This window comes from Micromonospora sp. NBC_00617 (assembly GCF_045161355.1).
Taxonomy (GTDB): Bacteria; Actinomycetota; Actinomycetes; order Mycobacteriales; family Micromonosporaceae; genus Micromonospora.
Map to the genome: position 1 here is coordinate 2,686,545 of NZ_CP107751.1, position 26,765 is coordinate 2,713,309.

Genomic DNA, 26,765 nt, shown 5'->3' on the forward strand with positions numbered 1-26,765 from the left:
GCGGCGTCACTGGATCACGCTCTGGCCGACCGGGGCGGTGTCGCCGAAGCGGCGCAGGGTCCAGCGGGCCGGCGGCCAGCCGCCGGTGTCGTGGTCGGTGACACACTCGGTGATCGAGGCCGGCGGCACGTCCAGGTCGAACGCCCGGAAGATCGGCTGCGCGGCGAGCGCGTGGAAGGCGCCCTCGACGGTCTCGCTGTGGCCGACCAGGACCACGGTGCCGCCCTGGTGCCGGTGCGCGATCTCCATGATGGCGCGGCTGACGCGCACCACCAGCTCGGCCCAGCTCTCGTTGCCATCCTCGAACGGCCGGAACACTCCCCCACCGGGGACCGCGTGTTCGGTACGGAAGCGGGTGACCGGCAGCCCGTCGGCGTACGGCGGGGTGTGCCACGTGCACAGACCGCAATCGGCCAGCGGACGGACGCCGAACGTCGCGGCGATGGGCTGCGCGGTCTCGACGGCGCGGCGCAGCACGGACGAGTAAACCGCCACCGGCCCCTCGACGGCGTAGTCGTCGACGAGTCGCTGGGCAAGTCGGTGTGCCTGGTCGTGGCCGAGCGGCGTCAGCCCACGGCATCCGTGCGGGCCGCCCACGATCCCGTCGACCTGGTGGACCGACTCGCCGTGCCGCACGAAGATCAACCGTGTTCGCATCGGCCCATCATGCCAGCGACGTACGCGGATGGGTCAGCCGTCCGTACGAGATGACCGCCTTCAACCGGCGTCCAGCACCTCGCGCAGCCGCGCGGCGAACTCTTCGGGCTTGCCGGCGTAGCCGAACTCGCCTCCGAGGAAGCCGCCGTGATGACTCGGGAACACCACGGCCTCCTGGCCGAGCAGCGCCGCCGTGCCGAGGGCCGTACGGGCGGTGTACGTGCCCGCCGACTCCTCGCCGACCGCGATCACGATCCGGGCAGATGACGCCGTGAGTACGCTCGCGTCGGGTCGGTAGTCGGTGATCGCCCACGAGCTCTTCGACAGCAGCGGATCGTCGCGGCTGCCGTCGTCGTCGGTCGGCATGCCGACCATCGCCGGGTCGAGTGCGGGCTGGGCGAAGTAGGCGTCGGTGAACTCGCCCTGCCACGACGTCATCGCGATGAACGCGGCCATGCCGGCGCCGAATCCCTTCGCCTGGTACGCCTCGTAGAAGCCGGCGCGAGCGCGCTCGGCCGCCGCGGCGTCCGGAAGCACCGCGTTGATCGGCGGCTCGTGGGCCACCAGCGTGACGACGTCGCCGGGGTGCGCCGCGACGAGTTCGAGTGCGGTCACCGCACCGCCGCTGCTGGCGAACACGTCCACCGGGCCGGCGTCGAGCGCCTCGATGAGCAGGTGCAGGTCGGCAGTCTGCTGCTGCGGCGTGTGCTCGGACCGGCCGTCGGTACGGACGCTGCGGCCGAGGCCGCGCGGGTCGTAGGTGACGACGGTGCGGTCGGTGAAGTGCGCGGCGAGAGCGTCGAAGCCCTCCGCTGTCATCGGCTGGCCGATCATGAGCAGCGCGGGACGCCCGCCGCCCGGGGGCAGAGGGCCGCGGACGTCGTAGACCAGCTCGACGCCGGGCACGGCGAGGGTGTGCGTCTGCTTCGTCGTCATGCCGGTGAGACTACGACAGATGCCCTCAGTCGTTGGTGCGGCCGGCGGACAGCCCGCGGGCCTGACTGAGCAGCGCGTCGAGGTGGGCGCCCGTCTGCCGCGGCAGCCGGCCACGGTCGACCAACTCGGCGATGGTGTCCCGCAGGTCGGCGATGCGCCGCTCGCGGTCCTTGGACCGTCGGTTCACGTCGGCGAGGTCGTCGCGGAGGTCCTCCGCGGTCTTCCGGTCGACATCGCCGCGGGCCACCGCCGCGGCGAGCACCTCGGTGAACTGGTCGCTGACCTGGCGGAAGCTGACCGGCACCTGCTGGCCGGCGGTCGAGGGCGCGGCGCTTGCGGTCGACGGAGACGGAGACGCCGATGCCGGCGGCTTCGGTGACTGCGTACTGGGCGCGGGCGCCGGGGCGGAGGTCGACGGCGGGGCAGCGACCTGCGCGGGCCCGGGTGTGTCGGGTGTGTCGGGTGTGCCAAGGCCCTGGGTGAGCAGGGCGCCGAGGCCGACCAGCACAGCGAGACCGGCCGCGACGAGCAGGGCCAGGGGCCGACGCGATTGGCGGCGGGCCGGCGCGGCCGGGACCGGCACGGGCCGGGCGGCCGAGCGGTCGATCAGGGTCGGTGGGTGGGCCGCCGAGGCGGGCGGCAGGGTGCGCAGCAGCTCGGTGGGGGGCTCGACCGGTTGACCGGCGCCGAACCGGCGGGCCAGCTGCGCGGCGCTCGGCCGGCGGGCCGGGTCGGCGGCGAGGCAGGCGAGGGTCAGGTCGGCGATGTCGGCGGGCAGGCCGTCCACCCGCAGCGGCGGCACCGGCGTGCCCTGCCGGTGCACCTCGAGGGCGTCCTCCCAGCTCTGCACAGGCAGGGGGGCCTGGCCGGTGAGCGTGCGGTAGAGCAGCGCGCCGAGGGCGTACACGTCGCTGGCCGGGTCGGGCGGACCGGCGGCGAGGCGCTCGGGGGCGAAGTACGCGGGTGTGCCCATCAGCGGCTCGCCGGACTGGCTGTCGAGCCCGCCGAGCGCGGCGATGCCGAAGTCGAGGACCTTGGCGCCGGTGTCGGTGAGCATGACGTTGCCCGGCTTGACGTCGCGGTGCACCACGCCGATGCGGTGCGCGGCGGCCAGCGCGGCGGCGATCTGCCCGGCCACGCGGACCGCCTCCGGCCAGGGCAGCGGGCCGCCGCGCAGCCGGTCGCCCAGGTTGTGGCCCTCGACCAGCTCCATCACCAGGTACGGGACGACGACGCCGCCGGTCAGGGTCGCCTCGGCGTAGTCGTACACCTGGGTGACGTGTGGGTGGGTCAGCCGGGCGGCCGCACGGGCCTCGCGCTGGATGGTGGCCCGCAGTTGCGGGTCGGCGGCGAGCTGCCCGGCCAGCACCTTGATCGCGACCGGCCGGCCGAGGACCTCGTCGTCTGCCCGCCACACCTCGGACATGCCACCGAGCCCGATCCGCTCGTGCAGGACGTAGCGGTCGTGGAGGCGGAGGGTGGGAGTGAAGGGTGACATGGCTTCACCAGTCTGCCTGGCGAGCGCCCATTCGACCACTCTGCGTGCCCGACCCGGCACCGTTCGTCCCGCGTGCGCCGAAATGGGTCACGAGCAGCGGGTCACCGTGGGCATCGGTCGGGGCTGGATCCGGTCGGCGAGCCGGCGCAGGGCGACGGCGGTCACCTGTCGGGTCGGGGCGAGCAGCGGCCGGCGGGGCCGCTCAGCCTGGACCGGGGCGTCCGGTCGGGCCGAGGTGACGTGTCGGTTCATCGCGTCGAGAGCGGTGACGTAGCCGGTCGGGTATTCCATGGTCAACTCCTCGGGACAGGTCCGGTGGAGGCCCGGACGACGAGTGCGGTGGGCAGCAGCACCTGACCGGCTGCGGCGTCCGCGGGTGGGTCGAGCAGCAGTTCGGCGGCGATGCGGCCCTTCTCCTCGGCGGGTTGCCGGACGGTGGTGAGGCCGGCCGACGCGGCCTCGGGAATGTCGTCGAAGCCGGTTACCGAGACCGGCGGGTTGGTGCCGCCCGGCCGCTGGGCCAGCGCGTCGAGCACACCGAGGGCGAGGACGTCGGAGCCGGCCAGCACGGCGGTCGGCGGCACGGGCCGGTCGAACAGGCCGGCGACGGCGGCGGCCGCGGCCTGGCGGCTGTTGCCCAGGGCGTTGACCAGCGTCAGCTCCGCCCAGCCGACGCCGACCTCGGCGAACGCGTCGGCGAAGCCGGCGAGCCGGCCGCGGGTGGTCGGGTGCCACGCCTCGTGCACGCCGGACAGGGTGACGGGGCCGGCGGGCGCGTCGGGCAGCACGGCGTCAGCGAGCAGGGCCACCCGGCGGTGACCGAGGCCGGCCACGTGCGCGGCGACGCTGCATGCCGCGGCCCGCTCGTCGATGCCGACGTACCGCTCGTTTGCGCCGGCGTCGTCGCGGGGGGCGGTGCTGACGTACGGCAGTCCGCGCGCCCGGATCACGTCCAACGCCCACTCCTCATCGGCGACGCAGTAGACGCAGAAGCCGTCGACGGCGGCGTTCTCCACCGCCCGGCGGGCGTCGGTCTGCGCCGGTGGGAGCGGCACCAGCAGCATGCTGGTGCCGTGTCGCTCGGCGGCGCCGCTCACCCCGGTGAGGAAGCGGATCGCGAAGGGGTCGGTGAAGGCGTACGACAGCTGCGACGTGAACAGGACACCGATCGAGCCGACGAAGCCGCGGCGCAGGGAGCGGGCCGTGGGATTGGGCCCGGGGTAGCCCAGTTGACGGGCGGCATCGAGGATCCGCTCGCGCAGTGCCGTGGAGAGCTGGTCGGGGCGGCTGTAGGCGTTGGACACGGTGCTGCGGGAGACACCGACGGCGTCCGCCACGGCTTGCAGTGTTGGCTTCACCCGGCACCTTTCTGTATCGATTCAGACTGGATCGATACAGAGATTAACCCGACGGGTTGGCGGCGGTCAATACGAACTTGCGAACCTCAGGGCCACCCCGGGCGCGACTGCCGCCCCGGCCGGGCGCTCACTGCGGGTAGAGCTCCTCCAGCAGTCGACCGAGGATCTCCGGCGTACGCTCCGGCGGCTCGGCCTCGACGCACAACCGCTCCATGGCCACGGCGTAATAGTCGAGGTCGTCGCGCTTGTCGAGGTAGATGGCGCTGGTGAGCTGTTCGATGTAGACGATGTCCGGCAGCTCCTGGTCGCCGAAGCGCAGGATGGTGAACGCGCCACCGGCGGCCGCGTGGCCACCGGCGGCGAACGGGATGACCTGGAGCCGGATGGTGGGCGACTTGGTCGCCTCGATGAGCGCGACGAACTGCTCACGCATCACCTCGGCGCCGCCGATCGGACGGCGCAGCGCCGCCTCGTCCACCACGGCCCAGAGCTGCGGCGGGTTGTCCCGCTGGAGTAGCTGCTGGCGCTGCATCCGCAACGCCACGCGGCGATCGATCTCGGCGGCGCCGGCCGTGCCGTGCCCGAGCAGCACGACCGCGCGAGCGTACTCCCGGGTCTGCAACAGGCCGGGAACGAACTGCACCTCGTAGCTGCGGATCAGCGCGGCCGCCGCCTCCAGGCCCAGGTACGACTGGAACCAGCTGGGCAGCACGTCGCCGTAGCGGTGCCACCAGCCGGGGCTGTTGGCGTCCCGGGCGAGCTTCAGCAGCGCCTCGCGCTCGCCCTCGTCGCTGACGCCGTAGAGGGTCAGCAGGTCGGACACGTCGCGCTCCTTGAAGCCGACCCGCCCCAGCTCCATCCGACTGATCTTCGACTCGGAGGAGCGGATCTCCCACCCGGCGCCCTCCCGGGTCACCCCGCTGGACTCCCGCAGGCGGCGCAGTTGGGCGCCGAGCAGCATGCGCAGCACGGTTGGCCCGGTTGTCGGGCCGCCCTCGGCGGGAACCATCGTCACGTGCGGACCTCCGGATACCGACCACGCGGTCGGGCACCCAGCCCGGCCGACGTGTAAGCATGCCATGGACCGACAGTGAGGTGAACTCCTCCGGACCGGCGATTTGGTCCCGTCCCCGGGACGGGCTTCGACGACCGGTCAGTTGATGAGGTGATCGAAGTCGCCGTCGCGTGCGCCGAGCACGAACGCGGCGATCTCGTCCACTGTGTAGATCAGCGCGGGCCCCTCCGGATGGCGCGAGTTGCGAACGGCGATGCCGGCTCCCCCGGGCAGTTCAGCGAGTTCGACGCAGTTGCCGCTGGGGTTGCTGCGGCGGCTCTTCTGCCAGCTCAGCGGGGGCAACTGAGTAATCGGAACGCCATTGGGTGGCTGTTGCATGAGAGGCGTCTTTCTGCTCACGAGCCCGCCGGTGCCGTGGGAGGAGCGGTGACGGCGAGGGTGCGGTATCGACAGTGGACCGTTATGCACGTGCATCTGCTATTGCATCTGCACCGGACGGCGAGCATGATAACGCACGTGATCGGTGCTTATCCGTTCACTTTGCGTTACCCCGACTGGGGCAACCACCAGGGAAAACTGACCCGACGCGGCACCGCGCCGCGCAGACCGACGGCTGGAGGCGGTCGCGGCGATGGGAGGTCTCGTGCCGGATCCGATAAGCGTCGCCTCCGGCATCTGCGCGGCGGGAGCGTTGCTCTCCTCCTGGCAAATGCGCCGACGGGCCCTGCGGGCCGAGGCCGAGATCGGGCACCTCCAGGCCGAGTTGGCCGCCGAACGGCACGCCGCCAGCCACGACCCGCTCACCGGGCTGCCCAACCGACGCGCCTTCTACCGCCTCGCGGCCGCGCTGCTCACCAACGCCGACGGCCAGCCGCTGATCGCCATCGTGCTCGACCTCGACGACTTCAAGCAGATCAACGACCGGTACGGGCACGCCGCCGGCGACCAGGTGCTGATCAGCGTGGCCGAACGGCTGGCCGGTTTCGCCGGGGACAACCTCGTCGCCCGCCTCGGTGGCGACGAGTTCGCGGGCCTGCTCGCCAGCCCGACAGTCGACCGGCGCTGGATCGAGCACGCCACCCGACGCCTCAGCGAGACCGTCGCCGCGCCCATCCGGCTCAACGGGTGCAGCGTCCGCGTCACCGCCTCGGTCGGGCTCGCCCCGGTGACCGGTCCGGCCCAGCTCACCGATGCGCTCAGCCGCGCCGACGCGGCCATGTACCAGGCGAAGAGCCTCTCCGGCCCGCGCTCGCCCCGCCAGCTCGTCGACAGCGTCCGCCTCGCGGAGTGGTGACGGGTCCGCCTCAGGTGACGGCCCCGCCTCAGGCGGCGGGTCCGCCTCAGGCGGCGGGTCCGCCTCAGGCGGCGGGTCCGCCTCAGGCGGCGGGTCCGCCTCAGGCGGCGGGTCCGCCTCAGGCGGCGGGTCCGCCGAACCAGCGGGGCAGGTGACCCGCCAGGTCGGCCTGATCGTCACCCGCCCAGGCCACGTGGCCGTCCGGCCGCAACAGCACAGCGGGTACGTCCAGTTCCGCGCTGACGTCGACGATGTGGTCGACCCGGTCGGCCCAACCGGCGACCGAGAGCCGGCCGGTCTGGTCGAGCAGCAGCCCACGACCGCCATGCAGCAGCTCGTAGAGCCGTCCCCGCTTCAGCCGCACGTCCCGCAGGTGCCGACCGAGCAGCTCGTGGCCCGCGCCGAAGTCGTAGCGCACCCCCAGGCCGGTGACCTTCTCGATCAGGTGCCGGTTGACGTCCTCGAAGTCCATCAGTTCCGACAGCAGGTGGCGGACCGCCTGCGGCCCCGGCTCGGGGGACAGCAGGAACATCTGCGCGCGGGTGTTGACGAGCACGTCGGCGGCCACCGGGTGCCGCTCGGCGTGGTAGCTGTCCAGCAGTCCGTCGGGCGCCCAGCCGTTGATCGCTCCGGCCAGCTTCCAGCCGAGGTTGACCGCGTCCTGGATGCCGAGGTTGAGGCCCTGCCCGCCGGTCGGGGGGTGAATGTGCGCCGCGTCTCCGGCCAGCAGCACCCGGCCGACCCGGTAGCGCTCGGCCAACCGGGTGGCGTCGCCGAAGCGGGAGAGCCAGCGTGGAGAGTGCACGCCGAAGTCGGTGCCGGCGTACGCCCGCAGTTGCTGTTGGAACTCCTCGATCGTCGGCGGGACCGAGCGGTCCTCGGCCACCCCCGCGGCGGGCACGAGAACGCGGTACACGCCGTCCCCGAGCGGCCCGAGGCCGAACCGCAGGTGGGTCTTGCGGACCTCGGCCACCACCTCGGCCACCGTCTGCGCCGGTAGGCCCACCTCCATCTCGCCGAGCAACGACTCGACCCGGCTGGGTTCACCGGGAAAGCCGACACCGAGCAGCGGACGGACCGTGCTCCGGCCGCCGTCGCAGCCGACGAGGTAGCGCGACCGCAGCGGCGTACCGTCGGCCAGCTCCACCGTCACCCCGTCGTCGTCCTGGCTCAGCCCGACCAGTTCGCAGCCGCGTCGGATCTCGACGCCGACCTCGACGGCGTGCTCCGCCAGCAGCCGATCGGTGGTGGTCTGCGGAATACCGAGGACGTACGCGTGGGCACTGTCGAGACCGCCCGGGGACGGCTTGGGAATCGCGGCGAAGTAGCCACCGAGCGGATGCCGCGTGCCCAGGGCGAGGAAGCGCTCCAGCAGACCGCGCTGATCCATCACCTCGATGCTGCGCGCGTGCAGACCCAGCGAACGGACGTAGCGGGTCGGCTCGGCGTCCTTCTCCAGCACGAGAACGTGCACACCGTGCAGTCGTAACTCGCTGGCCAGCATCAGACCGGTCGGTCCGCCGCCGGCAATGATCACATCGATCACGAGATCCCCCCGATTTTCCCAGTTTTGGGCTTCGGGTGGAGATTCTGCGGCACCACCCGGGTCTTGCCGCAAGACCCGGGGTGCGATATAAGTTGGAGGTGGCAGGGAGCAAAACTTCCCTGCCATTTCTGTTCCCCCCAGCCCTCCCCCCGCTCCCCAGCCCCCGCGCGCCGGCAGCCGTCAGCGCATTGTGGACAGGTGGCGCTCGAGGGCGGCGTACGACTCGGCAGCCCCCTGCGCCATCCCGGACTCGGCCATGCCGTCGCGCTGCTCGGTGGTGGCGAAGCGGGTGGTGCCGGTGAGCACTGTGCGGCCGTCCTGCTCGGTGAAGACCAGCGTCTCCACCGCCACCTGGCCGGGCATGCCCTCGAACTCGAACGTCTGCACGATCCGCTCCGGCGCGACGATTTCCCGGAACTCGCCCCGGAAGGCGTACTCCTTGCCGTCGGGAGTGTGCTCGACGAAGCGGTAGCGACCGCCCTCGCGGAAATCGATCTCGACGTCCAGCGGGTTGCCCCGGCCCCACCAGTGCCTGAGGTGTTCGGCCTGGGTGTGCGCGGCGAAGACGAGGTCGCGCGGAGCGTCGAAGGACCGGGTCATCGTGATGTCCCGGTCGGAGGACATGTCGATCGTCAGGTCACGGGTTTCGGTCACGGCCGGTCTCCTTCAGGTCGCGTAGGTAGTCGTCCAGGGCGTCGTGGCGCTCGTCCCAGAGCCGGCGGTACTGGTCGACCCACTCGGCGAGCGTGCGCAACGGCGCCGGGTCGAGCCGGCAGCGCCGCCACTGCGCCTCGCGGGTCCGCACGATCAGCCCGGCACGCTCCAGCACCGTGAGGTGCTTGGAGATCGCCTGAAGGCTGATCGGGAACGGCTCCGCCAGTTCGTTCACCGTCGCCTCGCCGGCCGCCAGCCGGGCCAGGATGGCGCGGCGGGTCGGGTCGGCGAGCGCGGCGAACACGGCGCTGACTGGATCTGCTTTCATGTCGCTTTCAACCGCCTAGATGATTAACCGATGGGTTGAATATACAGCTCACCCGCTCTCTGTCAACCCGCTCAGGAGATGATGCGGCGGCACCCTGGTGAGGCACCCCGGAGACCGGGTATGGGGAACTCGGCCATCCCGCCCGCCGAGAGGAACCCGTCGTGGTGAGCATTCGCGCCCTCGTCCTCAACTGCACGCTCAAGCCGTCGCCAACCCCGTCCAGCTCCGACCAGTTGGGTCGCGAGGTGGTGGCGGAACTCGCCCGCCAGGGCGTGGACGGCGAGATCGTGCGGGTGGTCGACCACGGCGTGCGCTTCGGGGTGTCGACCGACGAGGGCGACGGCGACGGCTGGCCCGCGATCCGTGCCAAGCTGCTCGCGGCCCAGATACTCATCATCGCCACGCCGATCTGGCTGGGCCAGCCCGCCAGCGTCACCAAGATGGTCCTCGAACGCCTGGACGCCGAACTGTCCGAGACCGACGACGAGGGACGGCTGCTGACCTACGGCAAGGTGGCCGGCGTCGCGGTCGTCGGCAACGAGGACGGCGCGCACCACACCATCGCCGAAGTCCAGGGTGCGCTCAGCGAGGTCGGCTTCACCCTCGCGGCGGCCGGCGCGACCTACTGGGTCGGCGAGGCACTGCACAAGGTGGACTACCGCGACGCCGGCCCCAAGCCGGACACCACCGGCCGCACCACGAAGGCGCTCGCGCTCAACAGCGCGCACCTGGCCCGGCTGCTCGCCGAGCAGCCGTACCCGCCGCCGGACGCGCGTGGCGCCGCGGTCGGCCCGAGCCGCGAGCCCGCCTGACCGCCGCGCGCGTCACAGCTTCACACCGCCGACGAGCGCCGCCCGCACCGGCGGCCGTGGTTGGCCGGGCGCCCCGGGGCTCAACGAGCCGCTCCGTGGGGTGTCCACGTCACCTGTCGAGCTGCCCCACCGGTGGGGCACGCTCCGGATCCACGCACCGCCCACCTACGGCGCAACGCTCCGGATCCGCGCACCGCCCCCAACCGTGGAGCGCTCCGGATCCGCGCACCGCCCCACCTGCGGGGCAGCTCGACAGGACCCGGAGGGGCCTCGACAGGGCGCGCTGCGACAGGTCGGCGACGGGGTTTGGTCAGCGCCAGCCGTAGCCGGCGCGCAGCGCCTGCCCGACCCGATCGAACCGGGGCCGGTCCAGCACGGCGCCCTCGCGGCGGATGCTGTCCTCGCGCATGGTGAGCACGCGGTCCAGCCGGACCCAGCTCGGCCGCTTGTCGCGGTCCCACTCGCCGGGGCCGAGCGCGAACCAGTGCCGCTGACCGTCCCGCTCGCTCTGGCTGGACAGCATCAGCCCGAACAGCGTCCGGCTGTGCCGTCCGACCACCAGCACCGGGCGGTCCTTGCCCTGGCGGGGGTCGTCCTCGTACGGCACCCAGGTCCAGACGATCTCGCCCGGGTCAGCCTGACCGTCCCGCTCGGGCGCGTAGGTCAGCTCTCGACGTTGCAACGCGCTCACCTGGCGAGGGCGGGCCACCCGCGCGGGAGCCGGCCCGGTACGCCGGGGCGACGGGATGACCGCGCCCACCCGGGAGATGCGTTGCGCCACGTTCCTCAAGAGACCAGCCACGGCGGGCAGCCTACCGGCCCCGGGGCGGCCGGCCGGCGTCGGCGCACTGCGGCAGACTGGCCCGATGGACGAGCTGCCCGACGACCTGCCGATCCTTGAGCGGCGCGCGGTGCGCGTGGTCGTTCGCGACGGCACCGACCGGGTGCTGCTGTTTCACACCCGTGACCCGGACCATCCCCGGCTTGGCACGTGGTGGGAGCTGCCCGGCGGCGGCGTGGACCCCGGTGAGACGTACCGGGACACGGCCGTGCGGGAGCTGCGCGAGGAGACCGGCATCGTGATCAGCGCCGACCAGGTGGGCGCACCGACCTGGCGGCGACGCGCGAGTTTTCCGCACCGCCAACTGCGCCACGTCCAGGACGAGGTGATCGTCGCCGTACGGCTGAACGGGCCCGGCCCGGACGTGGACGAGGCGGACCGGCTCGACTACGAGCGGGAGGACTACTTCGGCTTCCGGTGGTGGCCGCTGCCGGAGGTGGTGGCCAGCGGGGAACGGTTCTATCCCGGCCAGCTCCCCCGGCTGATCACGCCCTTCCTGGCCGGCGAGCAGATCGACGAACCGTTCGAGCTGTGGTCGTGAGCCGGGCCGGCGAAGATGCCGGACCCAGACGCGACGGGCAGAGTGGGGACATGACGACGGACCTGCACGCGCCGCTTTCCGCGTACGCCGGGCGGCTGCACGCCACGATCGGCGACCGGCATCACGTCGCCTCCCCGCTCGGGGCCTGGCTGCTGCTCGCCCTCAGCGCGGCGACGACCGCCGGCTCCGAAACGGCGGGCAACTCCGGCTCGGGGGCCAACTCCGGCTCGGGCGCCGAGGGGCTGGCGGCGGCGCTGGGCACCAACCTGGCCAGCGCGGCCACGGTGGCCCGCGCGCTGCTGGACGCGCCGCATCCGCTGGTCGCGTCGGCCACCGCGCTCTGGCTCCGACCGGGCCGGCGCACCGACGAGCCGGCCGGGTGGCGGGCGGCGCTGCCCCCGGCGACCGAGGTCGGCCCGCTGCCCGACCAGGCCGGGTTGGACGCGTGGGCACGCGAGCACACCCACGGCCTGATCGAGACGTTCCCCCTGAAGGTCCACCCGGACGTCGTCTTCGCCCTGGCCAGCGCGCTGGCCACCCGGATCTCCTGGGCCCAGCCGTTCGAGGTCGCCGACGCCCGCGCGCTCGGCCCGGCCAGCGCCTGGGCGCGCGACCTACGGCGAGCGCTCCGCAGCCCGGACCACGGGCACCAGGGGGCCATCGTCACGACCGATCGGGCCGGCGACGTGATCGTGCACGCCGCCCGGGCCCAGGCGACCGACGGCGCGGGGCTGGTGGTGCTCTCGGTGGCCGCCGCACCGCACGTGCCGCCGACCGATGTGCTCGGCGCCGCGTACGACCTCAGTGCCGGCGCGGCCGACGGCGCGCAACCGCCCGGCCGGCGCTCGCTGTTCGACCTGCCGCTCGGCGACACCGCGCTGTGGACGCTGCGCGAGGAGCGGGTCCGGACCCGCGCCCGCGACGGCCGCGAGGAGCGGCACCAGGCGCTGCTCCCCTGCTGGTCGGCCCGCAGCGAGCATGACCTGACCGCCGAGGCCCTGGGCTTCCCGGCGGCCACGGCGGCGCTGGCCGGGGCACTCGCCCAGCCGGTGCAGGGCTTCGAGGCGCGGCAGGTGGCGATGGCCCGGTACGGCCGGTACGGCTTCGAGGCGGCGGCGGTCACCGGGATGTTCGGGACGGTCAGTCTGCCACCGGAGGGCGTCGCCCGGACCGCCGAGCTGCGCTTCGGCCACCCGTACGCCGTGGTGGCCGTCGCCACCGACACCAGGGCCGACGGCACCACCGGGCCGTGGCACGGGGTGCCGGTCTTCTCCGCGTGGGTCACCGAGCCGGAGGACCTGCCGGACGCCGATGCCTGATACCCGTCGCTGGCTTGATCGAGCGGTGCAAGGCGCAGACGGCGGCGTATGCGGGGGTCAGCGGGTGGACGGGTCGGGCAAGATGGGCGGACCGGTTGCGGTCCCGCCATCGTCGTCACGGGGCAGCCGCGCGACCATCTCCCGGAACTCCCGTACGGTCACCGCCTCCCGCAGGGTCGCGAAGACCGCCCCGGTACCGGCCCGTGCCGTGGCCGGGTCCACCCCGGCGCGCTGGCCCACTTGACGCAGGAACTCCGCGGGGCCGGCGTCCATCGGTGGCGGCGTCGGGACAGGCCCGCCGACATCGAGGGCCACACCAGTGTCGAGGGCGTCCACGCCGTCGGTCGGGCCGGAAACCGAACCGGGTTCCAGGACCGAGGAGGAGCCAGCCAGGTCCGCCGACGGGTCAGCCGGATCCGCCGGCAGACCCGCCACATCCGTGGGCGGGCTCGACAGGTTCGCGGGCGGGCTGGGCCTCGCGCCGTCCAGGTAACCGTCGACCTCGTCCGGAAGGTGTCCGGTGAGATCGTCCGACGGGCCGCCGGTGACTCGTTCGGCCATCGTCTGGAGCACCGCGCGGGCGAGCGCCGCAGCCTGCTCGGGCGGCAGGCCGGACCGTCGGGACACCGCGTCGATGAAGTGCGGAAACCCGTCGCCGCCCGCGCTGTCGGTCACGCCGCGCGCTTACCCCGGGCCGCCGACGCCAAACGGCGCCGTCAGCACGACAGCACAGCCGCACAGCACGCCCGAGCAGCCGTCAGCGCAGCAGGACAGTCAATCGGCCAGCAGGTCGAGCAGCAGCGCGGCGGTCCAACCGAACGCCGGTGAGCCCAGCCCGGCGCCCGTGTCGGGGTGAAAGTATTCGTGGCAGCCCGCCCCGGCGACCAGGTCGATCATCGAGCGGCGCAGGCCGGCCGCCAGCTCCGGGTGCCCGTGGATCAGCAGGCCGCGCCGCACCAGCCAGCCGATGTTCAGCCAGCTCGGCCCGCGCCAGTAGCGCATCGATTCGAAGTCGGGCGCGGTGCGGTCGTAGGTGGGCAGCGGTCGGTCCATCCACCGGGCCACCCCGAAACGCGGTGACCGGGCCTCGACGACCAGCGCGTCGACCTGCCGGGCGGGCAGGCCGGGCAGGATCAGCGGCGCGAGCCCGAGCACGGTACGCGCGCCGACGAGCCGATCGGTGCGCAGGTCGCGGGGCTGGAAGGTGCCGGTGCTCGGGTCGTACAGCCGGCGTACCAACGCCTCGGTGACGCGGTCCGCGCGGACCCGGTGCGGGGCCGGGTCGGCGCCGGTCAGCGCGGCGATCTCGGCCAGCGCGTGCTCGGCGGCCCCGAACGCCGCGTTGAACAGCGGGCACTCCACCAGGAACGGATGGTCGTCGGCCAGGTCCCGGTCGGCGTAGCCGTGGTCGCGGTAGGCCGCGACGATCGCCAGGTAGCGCGCGTAGTCCAGGTCCGTGGGGCGGTGCGCGGCGTCGGCGTGCGCGGTGTCGTGCCGACGGTACGCGCGCATGACCGCCGCGTCGGCGTCGACCGCTGCCATCGGCTCGTCCCAGGCGGGGCTGTTGTCCAGACCGGACTCCCACGGGTGGACGACGCACACCAGTCCGTCGCCGGCCACGTCCCGCCGCGTCGCCAGGTACCGCTGCTGGGCGACAAGCGCCGGGTAGAGCCGGCGCAGCGCGGCCAGCCCGGCCGGAGCGGGTGCTCGCCGGTACGCCAGCAGCGCGGCGAGCGCGTGCACCGGCGGCTGGACCAGGCCGGAGGTGTCCGTCGTCGGCGCTCCCTCGACGTCGGACGAGCGCCACAGCTCCGGGCCGGGGAAGTACGCGCCGCCGCGCAGCGCCGGGTTGAACACGATGTGCGGCACCCGCCCGTCGGCCCACTGCGCCCGGAACAGGCTCGTCAGCTCCTGCCAGGCCCGCTCGGGACGCGCGTGGGCCAACCCGACCGCGATGAACGCGGAGTCCCAGCTCCACTGGTGCGGGTAAAGCGTGCGCGACGGGACGGTGTGGTCGTGCTCCCAGTTGGCGTCGAGGGTGGCGACGGCGAGCCGACGCAGCCCGGCCAGGCCGATCGGCCCGCCGGCGCGGGTGGGGACAGCCCCGGCGGTCATGCGGCGGCCCGCCGGGGCAGCGCGTGCCGCAGTACCGCCGCGGCCTGTTGCAGGGCCCGGACCGGGTCGCCGCGCAGCCGGCACTCCAGAGCCAGCCAGCCGCGGTAGTCCAGCTCCAGCAGGGTCCGTACGAGCGCCGGCCAGTCCAGGTGCCCGGCGCCCGGCTGGTACCGGTTGGAGTCGCTGACCTGCACATGCCCGAGGTACGGCGCGGCGGCGCGCAGCGCCCGGTGCACGTCGTCCTCCTCGATGTTCATGTGGAAGGTGTCGGCGACCACCCGCACCGAGGGCAGTCCGAGCGCGGCGCAGAGGGCGACCGCCTCGTCGAGCCGGTTGACCATGTGGTCCTCGTACCGGTTGAGGGGTTCGAGGAAGAGGGTGACCCCCTCGGCGCGGGCGTGTTCGCCCAGCTCGCCGAGGGCGTCGAGGAGCACCTGGCGGTCGCCGGCCGGCGGGCGTGGCGGTTCGAACGGCGGCAGGCGCCGGGAGAACATGCCCCACGCGGCCGGGGTCATCGCCCCGACGCCGCCCAGCTCGGCGATGACCGAGAGTTGGGAGCGCAGGTTGCGCACGGCGTCGGCGGACCGGGCAGGATCGAAGTCCCCGATGAAGTGGTCCATCTCGACGCAGACGGTGGGCATCACCACCCCGGCGGCGCGGGCCCGGCGCAGCTCGGGCAGTCGGTCGGCGAACGCGAGGTCACCGCGTCCGCGCAGCTCGATGCCCTGGTAGCCGAGTGCGGTGGCGAGGGCGTACTTCTGGATCAGGTTGGTGCCCGGCAGGAGTTGTTCCTGGCAGGCCAGCGCGATGGTGGTCATCTAGAACCTCAACACCACTTGGAGGACGTCACCGGCGCCGCGGTCGAGCAGCGCGAGGGCGTCGGCGACCGCGCTGGCGTCGACGATGTGGCTGACCAGCGGCAACGGGTCGACGCTGTGCTCAGCCACCAGGTCCATGAAGGTCTGCGCGACCCGATCTCCGGTCCACCGGCCGGCCATGCCCGGCGCGGGGGTGGGCCCGGAGACCTGTGCGGCCACCAACTGGATGCGGTTGTGGTGGAACTCCTCGCCGAGGCCGAGCGCGTCGGCCTGGCCCTGGTAGAAGCCGGCGGCCACGACCCGGCCGGCGTGTGCGGTGGAGCGGATCGCCTCGTGCAGCGCCGGGTACGCCCCGGACAGCTCCAGGCAGACGTCCGCGCCCCGGCCACCGGTGAGGTCACGCAACACGGCGGCGGCGGACTGGGCCGCCACGTCCACGGTGGACCTGGCGCCGTAGCGGGTGGCGTGGGCCAGCCGGGCGGGCACCCGGTCGACGGCCACCACCCGGGCGCCGGAGAGCGCGGCGAGCCGGGTGGCGAGCAGCCCGATGACGCCCTGCCCGAAGACGCCGACCCAGTCGCCCAGGTGCAGGTCACCGGCGAGCACGGCGGTCAGCGCGATGGCGCCCGGCCGGGCGAAGACCGCGGCGAGCGGGTCCAGGTCGGCAGGGAGCGGCCAGACCGCTTCGGCGGCGAGGACCGCCTCGGCCCGGTGCCCCCAGATGCCCCACACGAGTTGCCCCGGGTGCCTGTCGACGACCTCGGGCGCCACCTCGACGACCTCGCCGACCTCCTCGTAGCCGAAGCCGATCAGCGGGTACGGCACGGGAGTCTGGCGGGGGACGAACATGCGGGCGGCGTCGTCCCAGTCCTTGCTGAGCCGGGGATTGCTGCCCCGGTAGAGGGTCAGCTCGGTGCCGGCGGAAATGCCCGAGTAGCAGGTGCGGACGCGGACCTGGCCCGGGCCGAGCGGATCCGGCGGGCAGGGCTCGAGGCTGATCCGTCGAGGCCCGGCGAGAGAGACCACCCAGTTGCCCATGTTTCACATCCCGGTAGCACTGGGCTCCAGGATAGCAAAAAATCGCTATATGTCTTGTCATTGATCTATCGAAGGTGTTGAATCCCGTATGTACCCTTCGAGAGGAGTGCCACCGATGTCAGCACCTCCGAGGCGGATACTCGCCATCACCCTGATCATGGCACTGGCCGCGTCCACCCTGCTGGCCTGCGGAAATGACGGATCCGACAGCAACAGCAAAAAGATCACCGTTTGGAGCCTGGAGGACGTCGCCGACCGCGTCACCGCCACCAAGGCGATCATCGCGGACTTCACCGCGAAGACCGGGATCCAGGTCGACCTCGTGACCGTCAACGAGGACCAGTTCCCGTCCCTGATCGCCGCCAACGCCGCCGCCGGCGACCTGCCCGACGTGGTCGGCTCGGTCTCCCTGGCCGGCATCCGTACGCTCGCCGGCAACGAGCTGCTGCACGCCTCGGCGAACGCGGAGGTCGTCGACAAGCTGGGCCGGCAGACGTTCTCCCCCCGAGCGCTGGAGCTGACCTCCGACGACGGCAAACAGCTCTCCGTGCCCAGCGACGGCTGGGGGCAGTTGCTCGTCTACCGCAAGGACCTGTTCGCCGCCGCCGGCCTGCCCGCCCCCGACACGTACGAACGGATCACCACCGCCGCGGCGAAGCTGAACACCGGCGGCGTCGCCGGCATCACCGCGGCGACCTCGCCCAGCGACGTGTTCACCCAGCAGACCTTCGAGCACCTGGCCCTGGCCAACGGCTGCCAGCTCACCGACGACTCCGGCGCGGTGACGCTCGATTCGCCGCAGTGCGTCGAGGCGTTCCGCTTCTACGGCGACCTGATCCGCACCAGCTCGGTGAAGGGCGCGCAGGACGTGGACACCACGCGGGCCACCTACTTCGCGGGCAAGGCGGCCATGGTGATCTGGTCGCCGTTCATCCTCGACGAGCTGGCCGGGCTGCGTAACGACGCCAAGCCGACCTGCCCGCAGTGCCAGGCCGATCCGACGTTCCTGGCCAAGAACAGCGGGTTCGTCACCGCGATCAAGGGGCCCAACGGCACCGAACCCGCGCAGTACGGCGAGATCAGCTCGTGGGCCGTGCTCGACGGCGCGGTGACCGACCCGGCGAAATCCTTCGTGGAGTACCTGCTCGGAGACGGCTACCCGCGTTGGTTCGGCATGTCCCCCGAGGGTCGATTCCCGGTGCGCAAGGGCACCCCGGCCGAGCCGGAGGCGTTCCTCACCGCCTGGAACACCAGTCAGGCCGGCGTGGACGCCAAGAAGCCCCTCGCCGACGTGTACGGCGACGAGGTGCTGGCCACCCTGCGCAGCAGCCCGGACACCTTCGGCCGGTGGGGGCTCAGCCAGGGGCAGGGCAAGCTGGTCGGCGCCATGCTCGGCGAGCTGCCGGTGCCCAAGGTGCTGGGCGACCTCACCTCCGGCAAGACCGACGCGGCGGCCGCCGCCGGCCGGGCCAAGAAGGACGTCGAGGCGATCAAGGCGGGCGTCAATTGACCACCACCGCCCCCGACACCGGCCGCTCCCCCACGAAGGAGCGGCCGGAGCGGCAACGCCGCCGACCACTGACGCTGCGCCGCCGCGAGTCCCGTGCCGGGATGGCGCTGGTCGCGCCGACCCTGCTCGTCACCATCGCGGTCATCGGCATCCCGATCATCTGGACCGTCGTGCTCGCCTTCCAGCGGGTCCGGCTCGCCACCCTGCGCAAGACCGGGCTGTTCGGCGAGTTCACCATGGACAACATCGACCGGGTGCTGCACACCCCCGGCTTCGCCGACACGCTGTGGGTCACGCTGCTCTACAGCATCGGCGGCACCGCCGGGTCGATCGCGCTCGGCCTGGTCGCCGCGCTGGTGGTGCGCCGGCCGTTCCGGGGCCGCACGCTGGTGCGGGCCTCCATGCTGCTGCCGTACGTGGCGCCGGTGGTCGCGGTCACCTTCGTCTGGCAGGTGATGCTCGACCCGCAGCTCGGCATCGTCAACCACTGGGGTCAGCGCCTGCTGGGCTGGGACGCGCCCGTGCCGTTCCTCACCCAGGAGTCGACCGCGCTGGCCACGGTCATCGTGTTCGAGGCGTGGCGCTACTTCCCGTTCGCGTTCCTGTTCCTGCTGGCCCGGCTCCAGGCGGTGCCCGGTGAGCTGGAAGAGGCCGCCCGCGTCGACGGCGCCACCCCCACCCAGCGGTTCCGGCACATCCTGCTGCCGCAGCTGCTGCCGGTGATCGCCCTGCTGGGGGTGCTGCGCTTCATCATGACGTTCAACAAGTTCGACGACGTCTACCTGCTCACCGGCGGGGCCGCCGGCACCGAGGTGGTCAGCGTCCGGGTGTACGAGTTCCTCACCGCCCGTACCGACATCGGCGCCGCCGCCGCGCAGGCGGTCGTGCTGGCCGTGGTGCTCATCGTGTTCGTGCTGATCTATCTGCGCTTCTTCGGACGGAGGGTCGGCTGATGGACCGGGACATGGTCGAGACGGTGAGCCTGCGCTGGCTGCGCCGCCTGGTGATCGTCGCGTTCCTGGTCGTCACCGTCTTCCCCTTCTACTACATGCTCGTGCTCTCGGTGCGCCCCATCGAGCGGCTGCTGCTCGACCCGGGCTCGCTGGTCGTCGGCTTCGGCGAGCTGACCGTTGCCACGTACGCCGAGGTGCTCAAGGCCACCGACGACGGCGGTCAGGGATTCCTCACCTTCATCCGCAACAGCGGCCTCGTCGCGGTCGCGGCGACCGTGCTCACGCTGCTCGTCGCGATTCCCGGCGCGTACGCGGTGGCCCGGCTCCGGTTCTTCGGCCGGCGGCAGGTCGACTTCCTGTTCCTGGCCGTCTACCTGTTCCCGTCGATCGTCATCGCGATCCCGCTGTTCGTGGTCTTCAGCCTCGCCGGGCTGCGCGGCTCGCTGTTCGGCCTGGTGCTGGTCTACATCTCGCAGACCCTGCCGGTGTCGGTCGGTCTACATGTTGAAGAACTACTTCGAGACCATCCCGGTCAGTCTGGAGGAGTCAGCGGCCATCGACGGCGCCGGCCGGCTCGGCATCATCCGCCGGGTCAGCCTGCCGCTGGCCGCGCCATCGATCATGGCGGTCGCGCTCTACGACTTCATGATCGCCTGGAACGAGTTCCTCTTCGCCCTGCTGTTCCTGGTCGACAAGCCGGACCGGTGGACGGTGTCGCTGGGGTTGTCCCTGCTCGCCGACGGCGTGGAGGTGCCCAAGACGGTGCTGATGGCCGGGTCGGTCGTCCTCACCCTGCCCATCGTGATCCTCTTCTTCGCCAGCGAGCGGCTGCTCACCGAGGGCCTCACCAGCGGCGCGGAGAAGGGGTGACCGTTTCCCTGATCGGTGGCAGCCCAGCGGCCCGACACGTCGACCCCGTCGCCGCTGAGCCGCCACCGATCGGTGCGCCTGCCGGACCGGCCCATCGCGCCCCGACCGGCCCGGTTACGGTGGCCGTATGGCCAACCCGACCCGCTGGGCGACCGACACCGGTCCGGAGCACTCACAGTGGTACATCGACCGGTTCCGCAAGCTCGCCGCCGAGGGAGCGGACCTGGCCGGCGAGGCCCGGCTGGTCGACACGCTCGTCGCGCCCGCCTCGCGGATCCTCGACGCCGGCAGCGGCACCGGCCGGGTCGGCGCGGCCCTGGCCCAGCGTGGGCACGCCGTGGTCGGAGTCGACGCCGACCCCGCGCTGGTGGAGGCCGCCCGAGCCGACCACCCCGGCCCCCGCTGGCTGGTCGCCGACCTCGCCGAACTGGACCTGCCGGCGCTCGGCGAGGCGGAGCCGTTCGACGCGGCGGTCCTCGCCGGCAACGTCCTCGCCTTCGTCGCCGCCGGCACCGAGCCGGAGGTGCTGCGCCGACTCGCCGGGCACCTGCGCCCCGACGGCGTGCTGGCGGTGGGCTTCGGCACCGACCGCGGCTACCCGCTGACCGCGTTCGACGCCGACGCCGTCGCCGCCGGGCTGCGCCTGGAGCACCGCTTCGCCACCTGGGACCTGCGGCCGTGGCGCGACGACGCGCCGTTCGCGGTCAGCATCCTGCGCCGCCCGGCCACCTGACGCCCGACCGGCGGGCATCTCGGGGCCCGACAGCCGACCGGCGGGCCGCCGGCAGACCGACACCCGACCGGCGGGCCGCCGAGCGCCGCCCGGCGGGCCGACCACCGCCGGAGCGACAGAACGACCGGCATCAGGACGGGGCGGCGACGGCCCGGGCCGCGGCCGGGTCCAGGGTGGCGCCGGCCGGCACGAGGCTGACCAGACCGGCGGGCAGCCGCACCGGTCGCACGTCGCGGTAGCCGAGCATCGCCAGCACCTCCCGGTCGGCCAGCACGTACCGCCGGCCCAGGTCGGTGACCACGGACACCGCGCCGCCGGACGCGCCGGGCGCCGCGGCGGCCTCGACCACCGCCCCACCACCCGGCTGCACCACCACGTGGTCGGCCAGCGCCGCGCCGCCGCTCGGCGCGGTCCGTGGGACGGCCGCCAGGTCCGGCAGCCGTACGCCCCGCAGCACCTCGCCCGTACCGCCGTCGTCACCGACCCGGGCGCAGATCGCCGCGTCGTCGGAGCTGGCGAGCCGGGGCGGCACGGGCGGCGGCGCCGTCGGGCCGCTCGGCGCGAGATCGGGCAGCGTGGGCAGGGCGGCGAACCGGCCCAGCGTCATCGGTTCCGACTCCCCCTGCCCGGTGCGGGCCAGCAGCAGCCCGGCCTGCAACTCGGTGATCCCGGCCAGCCCGTCGTCGAGCGCCACCGCGTACTGCCGGCCGCCGCCGGAGTTGCGCACCAGGTAGACCTGACCGATCGTGGCACCGGGCACGCGGGTGGCGGGTCGGCCCTCGCCGGGCAGCACCAGCGGGGCGAGATCGACGCCAGCGGGAAGCGCGTTGAGCAGGGCGGGCGCGACCGGCACCGCGCGCGTCCGGGTGGTCGCCAGCGCGGCCAGCACCCGGTTGGGATCGCGGACCAGATACCGGCGCTGGTGCCACACGAGGTGCAGGCCGCCGTCCGGATGGCGCAGCAGCAGCGCGTCGTCGCCCAGCGGCCGACCGCCGTCGGGGTCGGTGCCGATCAGCAGCGCGGAGCGGGAGTCCTCGCCGCCGGCCGTCGAGCAGACCGTCCAGGCCGATGTCGCCAGCCGGCCCGGGGCGGGCAGCGAGTCCGGAGCGTCGGCGATACCCAGGGGCAGGCCGCGCGGCACGTCGTCGATCGAACGTCGGGAGACCAGCACGGTCTTCGACCGGTCCGCGCCGACGATCAGCAACGCCGACGCGTAGTTGAGCACCGGGTGCAGCTTCTGCTCCCGGTAGACGAACCGGGCGCCGGACTCCTTCTCCACGATCACCGCGCCGGGGTCGCGCCACCCCTTGCCACCACCGGCGAACAGGCCGTAGAGCGCCGAACCTCCGAGCCCGATCGCCGCGACGAGGACGCTGGCCAGGCCCGCGCCCGCCAGCCGCCGAAACGGTGACTGGGCGGGGTCGGTCTCCCGCATCACCAGTGCGGCGACCGCCCGCTGGACGCTGAACTGGTAGGAGTGCAGCTGATCCTGCCGCGACGGCATGAGGTCCCTTCCGCTGGTTCGACCGGGCCACAGGATATGCGCTGCGTCGATGTCCCGTGGACCCTGCGTGGCCGGCCCGCCCCCGACCGGTACCATCCGGGGACGAATCCGGCGGCGAGAGGGCACCCGTGGGCGCGCGTTTCGAGGAGCTGGCCTGGCGGGAGACCCCGATCGGCGCGATCAGCCTGCGGCGACGCCGCGACCCGGCGCTACAGGTCGAGGTGTACGAGGTCAAGCTCGACGACGAGTACCTGATGTCCAGCCTCTTCCCCGTCGCCGAGATCGAGCTGGCCCGGCTGGGCCTGGCCGAACTGACCGGCGACGCCCTCGACGTGGTGGTCGGCGGCCTCGGGCTGGGCTACACCGCGTGCACCGCGCTGGCCGACCCACGGGTGCGTGCACTGCTCGTGGTGGAGGCCATCGAGGACGTCATCGACTGGCACCGGCGGGGACTGCTGCCGTTCGCGGCCGGGCTCGCCGAGGACCCCCGGACCCGGTTCGCGCGAGCCGACTTCTTCGCCGCCGTGGCCGGCGACGACGGGTTCGACGCCGAGGCGCCCGGGCGTCAGTTCGACGCCGTTCTGCTCGACGTCGACCACTCGCCGCGCAACGTCCTGCACCCGAGCCACGCCCCCTTCTACGCGCCGGACGGGCTGCGCCGACTCGCCGCGCTGCTGCGCCCGGAGGGCGTCTTCGCGCTGTGGTCGGACGACCCGCCGGACGACGAGTTCATCGCGGCGCTCACGGACGTGTTCGCGACCGTGCGGGCGCATGTCGTGCCGTTCGCCAACCCGCTGACCGGCGGCCGGTCCGCCAACACGGTCTACGTCGCCCACCGCTGAATCCCGCCCGCCGCTCACCGGTCAGCCCGGATGGCGTTTCAGGTGGGCGGAATCGGGAAGGTGGGCCCCGGGGTCGCCGCATCTCGCGCCGCGGCCGGGTTACGGGAGGTCGCGATGCGTGCCCTGCTCTGGGTCGTCGGTGTGGTCGCCGGCGTGCTGATTCTTCTCGGGCTGCTCCTTGAGGCGGTCCGCTGGCTGATCATCATCGGCCTGATCGCGCTGGTGATCGTGATCATCCTGGGTGTGGTCAAGGGACGGCAGGCCATGCACCACCAGACCCGCCGACGGTGACGCCGGGGCCGTTCAGAACCACTCGGCGCGCATGTCGAGCGTGGTCCGGTCGAGGCTGTCCAGCAGGTCGAACTGCGGGCCCGTCCGGGGCAGCTCGGCCGTGAAGAAGTGGCGGGCGGCCTGCCGCTTGCCGGCGTGGAAGGCGTCGCCGCCCTCCTGGGGCGGCAGCGCCAGCACCTGCTCCAGCCACATCCAGGCGATCACCACGTGCCCGACCGCCTCCAGGTAGACGCTGGCGTTGGCCAGGGCCAGCACCGGGTCACCGCCGGACCAGAGCCGCCGGGTGACCGCGACGATCCGATCCACCGCGCCGGCCAGCCGGTCGGCCAGCTCGGCCGCCTCACCCCCGGCCCGGCGGCCCCGGCTGACGGTGTCGCCCATCCTCTCGGTCAGCAGGAGCAGACCCGCGCCGTCGCGCATGGTCATCTTGCGCCCCAGCAGGTCCAGCGCCTGGATGCCGTGGGTGCCCTCGTGGATCGGGTTGAGCCGGTTGTCCCGGTAGTGCTGCTCGATGTCGTGATCGCGCGTGTAGCCGGCGCCGCCGAGCACCTGGATCGCCAGGTCGTTGGCGGCCAGGCACCACTGCGACGGCCAGCTCTTGGTGATCGGGGTGAGCACGTCCAGCAGCAGGTGCGATCGCTCGCGGTCGGTCTGCTCCGGGGCGGTCTGCTCCTCGTCGAGCAGCCGGGCGCAGTAGAGCACCAGGGCCAGGGCACCCTCCACGTAGCTCTTCTGCGCCAGCAGCATCCGCCGTACGTCCGGGTGGTCGATGATCGGCACCTGCGGGGCCGCCGGGTCCTTCGCGTCGACCGGCCGGCCCTGCGGCCGCTCGCGGGCGTACGCCAGGCTCTTGAGATAGCCGGTGTAGCCCAGCGCCATGGCCCCGGCGCCGACACCGATCCGGGCCCCGTTCATCATGTGGAACATCTGGGCGAGCCCCTGGTGCGGCATGCCGACCAGGTGACCGACGGCGCCGGGGCGACCGGCCGGGGTGTGGCCGCCGTCGCCGAAGCTGAGCAGGGTGTTGGTGGTCCCCCGAAAGCCCATCTTGTGGTTGAGCCCGACGAGCACCACATCGTTGCGGTCGCCGAGCGAGCCGTCCGGCTCGACGAGCACCTTGGGCACGATGAACAGCGAGATGCCCTTCACCCCGGACGGCCCGCCGGGAATCCGCGCCAGCACCAGGTGGACGATGTTCTCGGCCAGCTCGTGATCACCGCCGGAGATCCACATCTTGGTGCCGAAGAGCCGGTACGTCCCGTCCGGCTGCGGTTCGGCGCGCGTGGTGATGTCGGCCAGCGAGCTGCCCGCGTGCGGCTCGGACAGGCACATGGTGCCGAAGAACCGACCCTCCAGCATGGGTCGGACGTACGTGTCGACCTGCTCGGCGCTGCCGTGCGCCAACAACAGCTTCGCGTTGCCGAGGGTCAGCATCGGGTACGCCGAGGTGGCCACGTTGGCCGCCTGGAACCAGGCGAAGCAGGCGGCGGCGACGGCCTGCGGCAGTTGCAGACCGCCGACCGAGGCGTCCAGCCCGGCGGTCAGCAGACCCGTCTCGGCGAAGCTGTCCAACGCCGCGCGCACCTGCGGGATCAGCCGCACCCGCTGCCCGTCGAACGTCGGTTCGGCAAGGTCGGCGGCCCGGTTGTGCGGGGCAAACTGCTCGGTGGCCACCCGCTCGGCGAGGTCCAGCGCGTCGTCGAAGGTCTCCCGGGAGTGCTCGGCGTAGCGAGGGCGCTCGACGAGCTGCGACACCCGCAACCAGTCGTGCAGCAGGAAGTCCAGGTCTCGGCGGGAGAGCAGGGTGGACGGCACGGAACTCCTCGGCGGGCTCGGGTGTGTCGGGTCGGGGGCGGCGGCCCGGCGTCGCCCCCGACCCATCCTGACCGATCCACCGGGAGCACACCACCGCCGCCCGTCGGCGGGCGTCATTGTCGTAGCCGCCGACTAGAGTCCCTGCCCGTGACCGCACCTGGAGACGTCGACCCCGAGGTTCTCGACCGGCTGCGCCCGATCTGCCGCGCGTTGCCGGAGACCTACGAGGAGCCGGCCTGGGTGGGCACGCGTTGGCGGATCCGCCGGCGCACCTTCGCCCACGTGCTCACCGTCGACCCCGACCGTCAGGCGGCGCACGCACGCGCCGCCGCGCTCGACCGGTCGGCCTGCCTGCTGGTCTTCCGATCACCGCTCGACGAGATCGCCGGTCTCCTGAGCGTCGGGCACCCCTTCTACAAGCCGGACTGGAGCCCGAACGTGCTGGGCATGGTCCTGGACGCGGACACCGACTGGGACGAGGTGGGCGAGCTGCTCACCGAGAGCTACTGCGTGCAGGCGCCCAAACGGCTCGCCGCACTGGTCGACCGGCCCGGCTGAGCGCACCGGCGCCCGCCACCCGGTGACTGGCCGGCAGCACCCCGGCGCCTGCCGTGCCGACGTTTGACCGGCAGCGCTCTGACGCCCGTCGCGGCACCGCCCACGGTCCACCGCCCACGGGGCCACCACCCACCTACCGCCCACGAACCACCGCCCACGACCCACGAACCACCGCCCGCGACCCACGACCCACGACCCACGACCCACGACGATCGCAGCGGCCCACAGCCGACGCTCGGGCCGCTGCTGGCTTGGACGAACCTGCGCACCGGCTACCTGCCGTGGCCGCGACCCGTGGCCTGCCTGCCTGCCTGCCTGCCTGCCCCATCCGTGGGGCAGCTCGACAGGACGCGCACCAGGACGGCGACCCGCCGCCGTGCCGGCGTTTCGTGGGGTCCGACACGGGATACCACGCAGATGGTGGCGGTGCGGTGCTGCCGGTCGAGAGTCCCTACCCGCTACCGGTCCAGAGTGCCGCTCGCCTCGGCGCGACCGGCGGTGGGCAGAAGTCCTCGATATCCTGCCTCGCATGCATCGAAGCCGTGTGTACGCGTTGCTGATCGACGCGCCCGAGGCGGAGGCCGCGCGGGCGGCGGAGTTCTGGTCGGCGGCGCTCGGCGTCGACACCCGGACCCATCCGGCCGAGCCGCAGTTCGTCGGTCTGCACGAGGCGTTGCCGGGCCTGGTCACCGCCGTTCAGGCCGTCGACGACGCGCCGCGCTACCACCTCGACATCGAGACCGACGACGTGGCGGCCGAGACCGCTCGGCTTGTCGGTCTGGGCGCCACCGAGGTGACGCAGTGGTTGGAGTGTCGGATTCTGCGGGCGCCCGGCGGGCACCTGCTCTGTGTGCTGCCGGTCGAGAGCCCACCCGAGGTGTTCGAGGCCCAGTCCCGGACCTGGTCGTAACCCGCCGGG

General features: G+C 73.0%; 29 protein-coding genes. 12 read left to right on the forward strand and 17 right to left on the reverse strand.

Features of this window, described 5'->3' with window-relative positions; genetic code table 11:
• Positions 1-6 precede the first annotated feature (6 nt).
• The 7 genes from OG505_RS12355 to OG505_RS12385 all read right to left on the reverse strand — a co-directional run bounded on the left by OG505_RS12355 (position 7) and on the right by OG505_RS12385 (position 5,842).
• Positions 7-657, reverse strand: coding sequence for a histidine phosphatase family protein (locus tag OG505_RS12355; protein ID WP_405433297.1), 651 nt, complete (start codon positions 655-657; stop codon positions 7-9).
• Positions 658-717: 60 nt separating this feature from the next.
• Positions 718-1,593: an alpha/beta fold hydrolase gene (locus OG505_RS12360; RefSeq protein ID WP_405433299.1), complete on the reverse strand. Its 876-nt coding sequence runs from the start codon at positions 1,591-1,593 to the stop codon at positions 718-720.
• A 25-nt stretch (positions 1,594-1,618) separates the two neighbouring features.
• Positions 1,619-3,091: a protein kinase domain-containing protein gene (locus tag OG505_RS12365; protein WP_405433300.1), complete on the reverse strand. Its 1,473-nt coding sequence runs from the start codon at positions 3,089-3,091 to the stop codon at positions 1,619-1,621.
• 87 nt (positions 3,092-3,178) lie between these two features.
• The gene (locus OG505_RS12370; protein WP_405433301.1) at positions 3,179-3,382 is read right to left on the reverse strand and encodes a hypothetical protein; all 204 of its coding nucleotides are present in this window, start codon (positions 3,380-3,382) and stop codon (positions 3,179-3,181) included.
• A 2-nt stretch (positions 3,383-3,384) separates the two neighbouring features.
• Entirely contained in the window at positions 3,385-4,449 is a 1,065-nt protein-coding gene (locus tag OG505_RS12375; protein WP_405433302.1) for a LacI family DNA-binding transcriptional regulator, read from the reverse strand.
• Between the two features lie 127 nt (positions 4,450-4,576).
• Positions 4,577-5,464, reverse strand: coding sequence for a helix-turn-helix domain-containing protein (locus OG505_RS12380; RefSeq protein ID WP_405433304.1), 888 nt, complete (start codon positions 5,462-5,464; stop codon positions 4,577-4,579).
• A gap of 138 nt (positions 5,465-5,602) precedes the next feature.
• The gene (locus tag OG505_RS12385; protein ID WP_234588179.1) at positions 5,603-5,842 is read right to left on the reverse strand and encodes a DUF397 domain-containing protein; all 240 of its coding nucleotides are present in this window, start codon (positions 5,840-5,842) and stop codon (positions 5,603-5,605) included.
• Between the two features lie 265 nt (positions 5,843-6,107).
• On the opposite strand from OG505_RS12385, the gene OG505_RS12390 reads away from it, so the two are divergent.
• Positions 6,108-6,758: a GGDEF domain-containing protein gene (locus tag OG505_RS12390; RefSeq protein ID WP_405433305.1), complete on the forward strand. Its 651-nt coding sequence runs from the start codon at positions 6,108-6,110 to the stop codon at positions 6,756-6,758.
• A gap of 118 nt (positions 6,759-6,876) precedes the next feature.
• Here OG505_RS12390 and rox read toward each other — a convergent pair whose 3' ends face one another.
• From rox to OG505_RS12405, 3 genes are all read right to left on the reverse strand, one after another.
• Positions 6,877-8,304, reverse strand: a complete 1,428-nt coding sequence (gene rox, locus OG505_RS12395) for a rifampin monooxygenase (RefSeq protein WP_405433306.1) — start codon at positions 8,302-8,304, stop codon at positions 6,877-6,879.
• A 180-nt stretch (positions 8,305-8,484) separates the two neighbouring features.
• Positions 8,485-8,958 carry an SRPBCC family protein gene (locus tag OG505_RS12400; protein ID WP_405433308.1) on the reverse strand — a complete coding sequence of 158 codons (474 nt, stop codon included), beginning with the start codon at positions 8,956-8,958 and terminating at the stop codon, positions 8,485-8,487.
• Complete coding sequence (locus OG505_RS12405) at positions 8,942-9,286, reverse strand: ArsR/SmtB family transcription factor (protein WP_405433309.1); 345 nt, start codon at positions 9,284-9,286, stop codon at positions 8,942-8,944. The genes OG505_RS12400 and OG505_RS12405 overlap by 17 nt, the downstream gene beginning before the upstream one ends.
• A gap of 161 nt (positions 9,287-9,447) precedes the next feature.
• Between OG505_RS12405 and OG505_RS12410 the strand changes: the two genes are divergently transcribed.
• Positions 9,448-10,098: a flavodoxin family protein gene (locus tag OG505_RS12410; protein ID WP_405433310.1), complete on the forward strand. Its 651-nt coding sequence runs from the start codon at positions 9,448-9,450 to the stop codon at positions 10,096-10,098.
• Between the two features lie 310 nt (positions 10,099-10,408).
• On the opposite strand, the gene OG505_RS12415 is transcribed toward OG505_RS12410, so the two are convergent.
• Complete coding sequence (locus tag OG505_RS12415) at positions 10,409-10,900, reverse strand: type II toxin-antitoxin system PemK/MazF family toxin (RefSeq protein WP_405433312.1); 492 nt, start codon at positions 10,898-10,900, stop codon at positions 10,409-10,411.
• 64 nt (positions 10,901-10,964) lie between these two features.
• Here OG505_RS12415 and OG505_RS12420 point away from each other — a divergent pair, with 64 nt between their 5' ends.
• Both OG505_RS12420 and OG505_RS12425 read left to right on the forward strand, forming a co-directional pair.
• Positions 10,965-11,480: an NUDIX hydrolase gene (locus OG505_RS12420; protein WP_405433314.1), complete on the forward strand. Its 516-nt coding sequence runs from the start codon at positions 10,965-10,967 to the stop codon at positions 11,478-11,480.
• 50 nt (positions 11,481-11,530) lie between these two features.
• Positions 11,531-12,799 carry a hypothetical protein gene (locus OG505_RS12425; RefSeq protein WP_405433315.1) on the forward strand — a complete coding sequence of 423 codons (1,269 nt, stop codon included), beginning with the start codon at positions 11,531-11,533 and terminating at the stop codon, positions 12,797-12,799.
• Between the two features lie 57 nt (positions 12,800-12,856).
• On the opposite strand, the gene OG505_RS12430 is transcribed toward OG505_RS12425, so the two are convergent.
• The 4 genes from OG505_RS12430 to OG505_RS12445 form a co-directional block, all read right to left on the reverse strand.
• Positions 12,857-13,474: a DUF2267 domain-containing protein gene (locus OG505_RS12430; protein WP_405433317.1), complete on the reverse strand. Its 618-nt coding sequence runs from the start codon at positions 13,472-13,474 to the stop codon at positions 12,857-12,859.
• A 99-nt stretch (positions 13,475-13,573) separates the two neighbouring features.
• Positions 13,574-14,914 carry an MGH1-like glycoside hydrolase domain-containing protein gene (locus tag OG505_RS12435; RefSeq protein WP_405433318.1) on the reverse strand — a complete coding sequence of 447 codons (1,341 nt, stop codon included), beginning with the start codon at positions 14,912-14,914 and terminating at the stop codon, positions 13,574-13,576.
• Positions 14,911-15,732 (reverse strand): TIM barrel protein, encoded by an 822-nt coding sequence (locus tag OG505_RS12440; protein ID WP_405433320.1) that lies wholly within the window; start codon positions 15,730-15,732, stop codon positions 14,911-14,913. The genes OG505_RS12435 and OG505_RS12440 overlap by 4 nt, the downstream gene beginning before the upstream one ends.
• Complete coding sequence (locus OG505_RS12445; RefSeq protein WP_405433322.1) at positions 15,733-16,770, reverse strand: zinc-binding alcohol dehydrogenase; 1,038 nt, start codon at positions 16,768-16,770, stop codon at positions 15,733-15,735.
• 115 nt (positions 16,771-16,885) lie between these two features.
• Here OG505_RS12445 and OG505_RS12450 point away from each other — a divergent pair, with 115 nt between their 5' ends.
• The 4 genes from OG505_RS12450 (at position 16,886) to OG505_RS12465 (ending at position 20,836) form a co-directional block, all read left to right on the forward strand.
• Complete coding sequence (locus tag OG505_RS12450; RefSeq protein ID WP_405433323.1) at positions 16,886-18,280, forward strand: ABC transporter substrate-binding protein; 1,395 nt, start codon at positions 16,886-16,888, stop codon at positions 18,278-18,280.
• Positions 18,277-19,233 (forward strand): carbohydrate ABC transporter permease, encoded by a 957-nt coding sequence (locus OG505_RS12455; RefSeq protein ID WP_405433324.1) that lies wholly within the window; start codon positions 18,277-18,279, stop codon positions 19,231-19,233. Before OG505_RS12450 ends, OG505_RS12455 begins: the two co-directional genes overlap by 4 nt.
• Before the next feature lie 501 nt (positions 19,234-19,734).
• Positions 19,735-20,103 (forward strand): carbohydrate ABC transporter permease, encoded by a 369-nt coding sequence (locus OG505_RS12460; RefSeq protein ID WP_405433325.1) that lies wholly within the window; start codon positions 19,735-19,737, stop codon positions 20,101-20,103.
• Positions 20,104-20,230: 127 nt separating this feature from the next.
• Entirely contained in the window at positions 20,231-20,836 is a 606-nt protein-coding gene (locus OG505_RS12465) for a class I SAM-dependent methyltransferase (protein WP_405433326.1), read from the forward strand.
• Positions 20,837-20,966: 130 nt separating this feature from the next.
• On the opposite strand, the gene eccB is transcribed toward OG505_RS12465, so the two are convergent.
• Positions 20,967-22,340 carry a type VII secretion protein EccB gene (eccB, locus tag OG505_RS12470; protein ID WP_405433327.1) on the reverse strand — a complete coding sequence of 458 codons (1,374 nt, stop codon included), beginning with the start codon at positions 22,338-22,340 and terminating at the stop codon, positions 20,967-20,969.
• Positions 22,341-22,468: 128 nt separating this feature from the next.
• Between eccB and OG505_RS12475 the strand changes: the two genes are divergently transcribed.
• Together OG505_RS12475 and OG505_RS12480 are read left to right on the forward strand one after the other, a co-directional pair.
• Positions 22,469-23,182 (forward strand): spermidine synthase, encoded by a 714-nt coding sequence (locus OG505_RS12475; protein WP_405433328.1) that lies wholly within the window; start codon positions 22,469-22,471, stop codon positions 23,180-23,182.
• Between the two features lie 114 nt (positions 23,183-23,296).
• Positions 23,297-23,473: a hypothetical protein gene (locus tag OG505_RS12480; protein WP_234583914.1), complete on the forward strand. Its 177-nt coding sequence runs from the start codon at positions 23,297-23,299 to the stop codon at positions 23,471-23,473.
• 12 nt (positions 23,474-23,485) lie between these two features.
• Here the strand turns inward: OG505_RS12480 and OG505_RS12485 are convergent, their stop codons facing one another.
• Positions 23,486-25,288 carry an acyl-CoA dehydrogenase gene (locus OG505_RS12485; RefSeq protein ID WP_405433329.1) on the reverse strand — a complete coding sequence of 601 codons (1,803 nt, stop codon included), beginning with the start codon at positions 25,286-25,288 and terminating at the stop codon, positions 23,486-23,488.
• A 147-nt stretch (positions 25,289-25,435) separates the two neighbouring features.
• Between OG505_RS12485 and OG505_RS12490 the strand changes: the two genes are divergently transcribed.
• Positions 25,436-25,846 carry an MmcQ/YjbR family DNA-binding protein gene (locus OG505_RS12490; RefSeq protein WP_405433331.1) on the forward strand — a complete coding sequence of 137 codons (411 nt, stop codon included), beginning with the start codon at positions 25,436-25,438 and terminating at the stop codon, positions 25,844-25,846.
• Between the two features lie 529 nt (positions 25,847-26,375).
• Positions 26,376-26,756, forward strand: coding sequence for a VOC family protein (locus OG505_RS12495; protein ID WP_405433332.1), 381 nt, complete (start codon positions 26,376-26,378; stop codon positions 26,754-26,756).
• The last annotated feature ends 9 nt before the right edge of the window (positions 26,757-26,765 follow it).

Excerpts from the sequence above, each read along its gene's own strand:
- OG505_RS12355 (WP_405433297.1), bottom strand. The coding sequence starts at position 657 with ATGCGAACACGGTTGATCTTCGTGCGGCACGGCGAGTCGGTCCACCAG.
- OG505_RS12360 (WP_405433299.1), bottom strand. The coding sequence starts at position 1,593 with ATGACGACGAAGCAGACGCACACCCTCGCCGTGCCCGGCGTCGAGCTG.
- OG505_RS12365 (WP_405433300.1), bottom strand. The coding sequence starts at position 3,091 with ATGTCACCCTTCACTCCCACCCTCCGCCTCCACGACCGCTACGTCCTG.
- OG505_RS12370 (WP_405433301.1), bottom strand. The coding sequence starts at position 3,382 with ATGGAATACCCGACCGGCTACGTCACCGCTCTCGACGCGATGAACCGA.
- OG505_RS12385 (WP_234588179.1), bottom strand. The coding sequence starts at position 5,842 with ATGCAACAGCCACCCAATGGCGTTCCGATTACTCAGTTGCCCCCGCTG.
- OG505_RS12405 (WP_405433309.1), bottom strand. The coding sequence starts at position 9,286 with ATGAAAGCAGATCCAGTCAGCGCCGTGTTCGCCGCGCTCGCCGACCCG.
- OG505_RS12420 (WP_405433314.1), top strand. The coding sequence starts at position 10,965 with ATGGACGAGCTGCCCGACGACCTGCCGATCCTTGAGCGGCGCGCGGTG.
- OG505_RS12425 (WP_405433315.1), top strand. The coding sequence starts at position 11,531 with ATGACGACGGACCTGCACGCGCCGCTTTCCGCGTACGCCGGGCGGCTG.
- OG505_RS12435 (WP_405433318.1), bottom strand. The coding sequence starts at position 14,914 with ATGACCGCCGGGGCTGTCCCCACCCGCGCCGGCGGGCCGATCGGCCTG.
- OG505_RS12440 (WP_405433320.1), bottom strand. The coding sequence starts at position 15,732 with ATGACCACCATCGCGCTGGCCTGCCAGGAACAACTCCTGCCGGGCACC.
- OG505_RS12445 (WP_405433322.1), bottom strand. The coding sequence starts at position 16,770 with ATGGGCAACTGGGTGGTCTCTCTCGCCGGGCCTCGACGGATCAGCCTC.
- OG505_RS12450 (WP_405433323.1), top strand. The coding sequence starts at position 16,886 with ATGTCAGCACCTCCGAGGCGGATACTCGCCATCACCCTGATCATGGCA.
- OG505_RS12460 (WP_405433325.1), top strand. The coding sequence starts at position 19,735 with ATGTTGAAGAACTACTTCGAGACCATCCCGGTCAGTCTGGAGGAGTCA.
- OG505_RS12465 (WP_405433326.1), top strand. The coding sequence starts at position 20,231 with ATGGCCAACCCGACCCGCTGGGCGACCGACACCGGTCCGGAGCACTCA.
- eccB (WP_405433327.1), bottom strand. The coding sequence starts at position 22,340 with ATGCCGTCGCGGCAGGATCAGCTGCACTCCTACCAGTTCAGCGTCCAG.
- OG505_RS12480 (WP_234583914.1), top strand. The coding sequence starts at position 23,297 with ATGCGTGCCCTGCTCTGGGTCGTCGGTGTGGTCGCCGGCGTGCTGATT.
- OG505_RS12495 (WP_405433332.1), top strand. The coding sequence starts at position 26,376 with ATGCATCGAAGCCGTGTGTACGCGTTGCTGATCGACGCGCCCGAGGCG.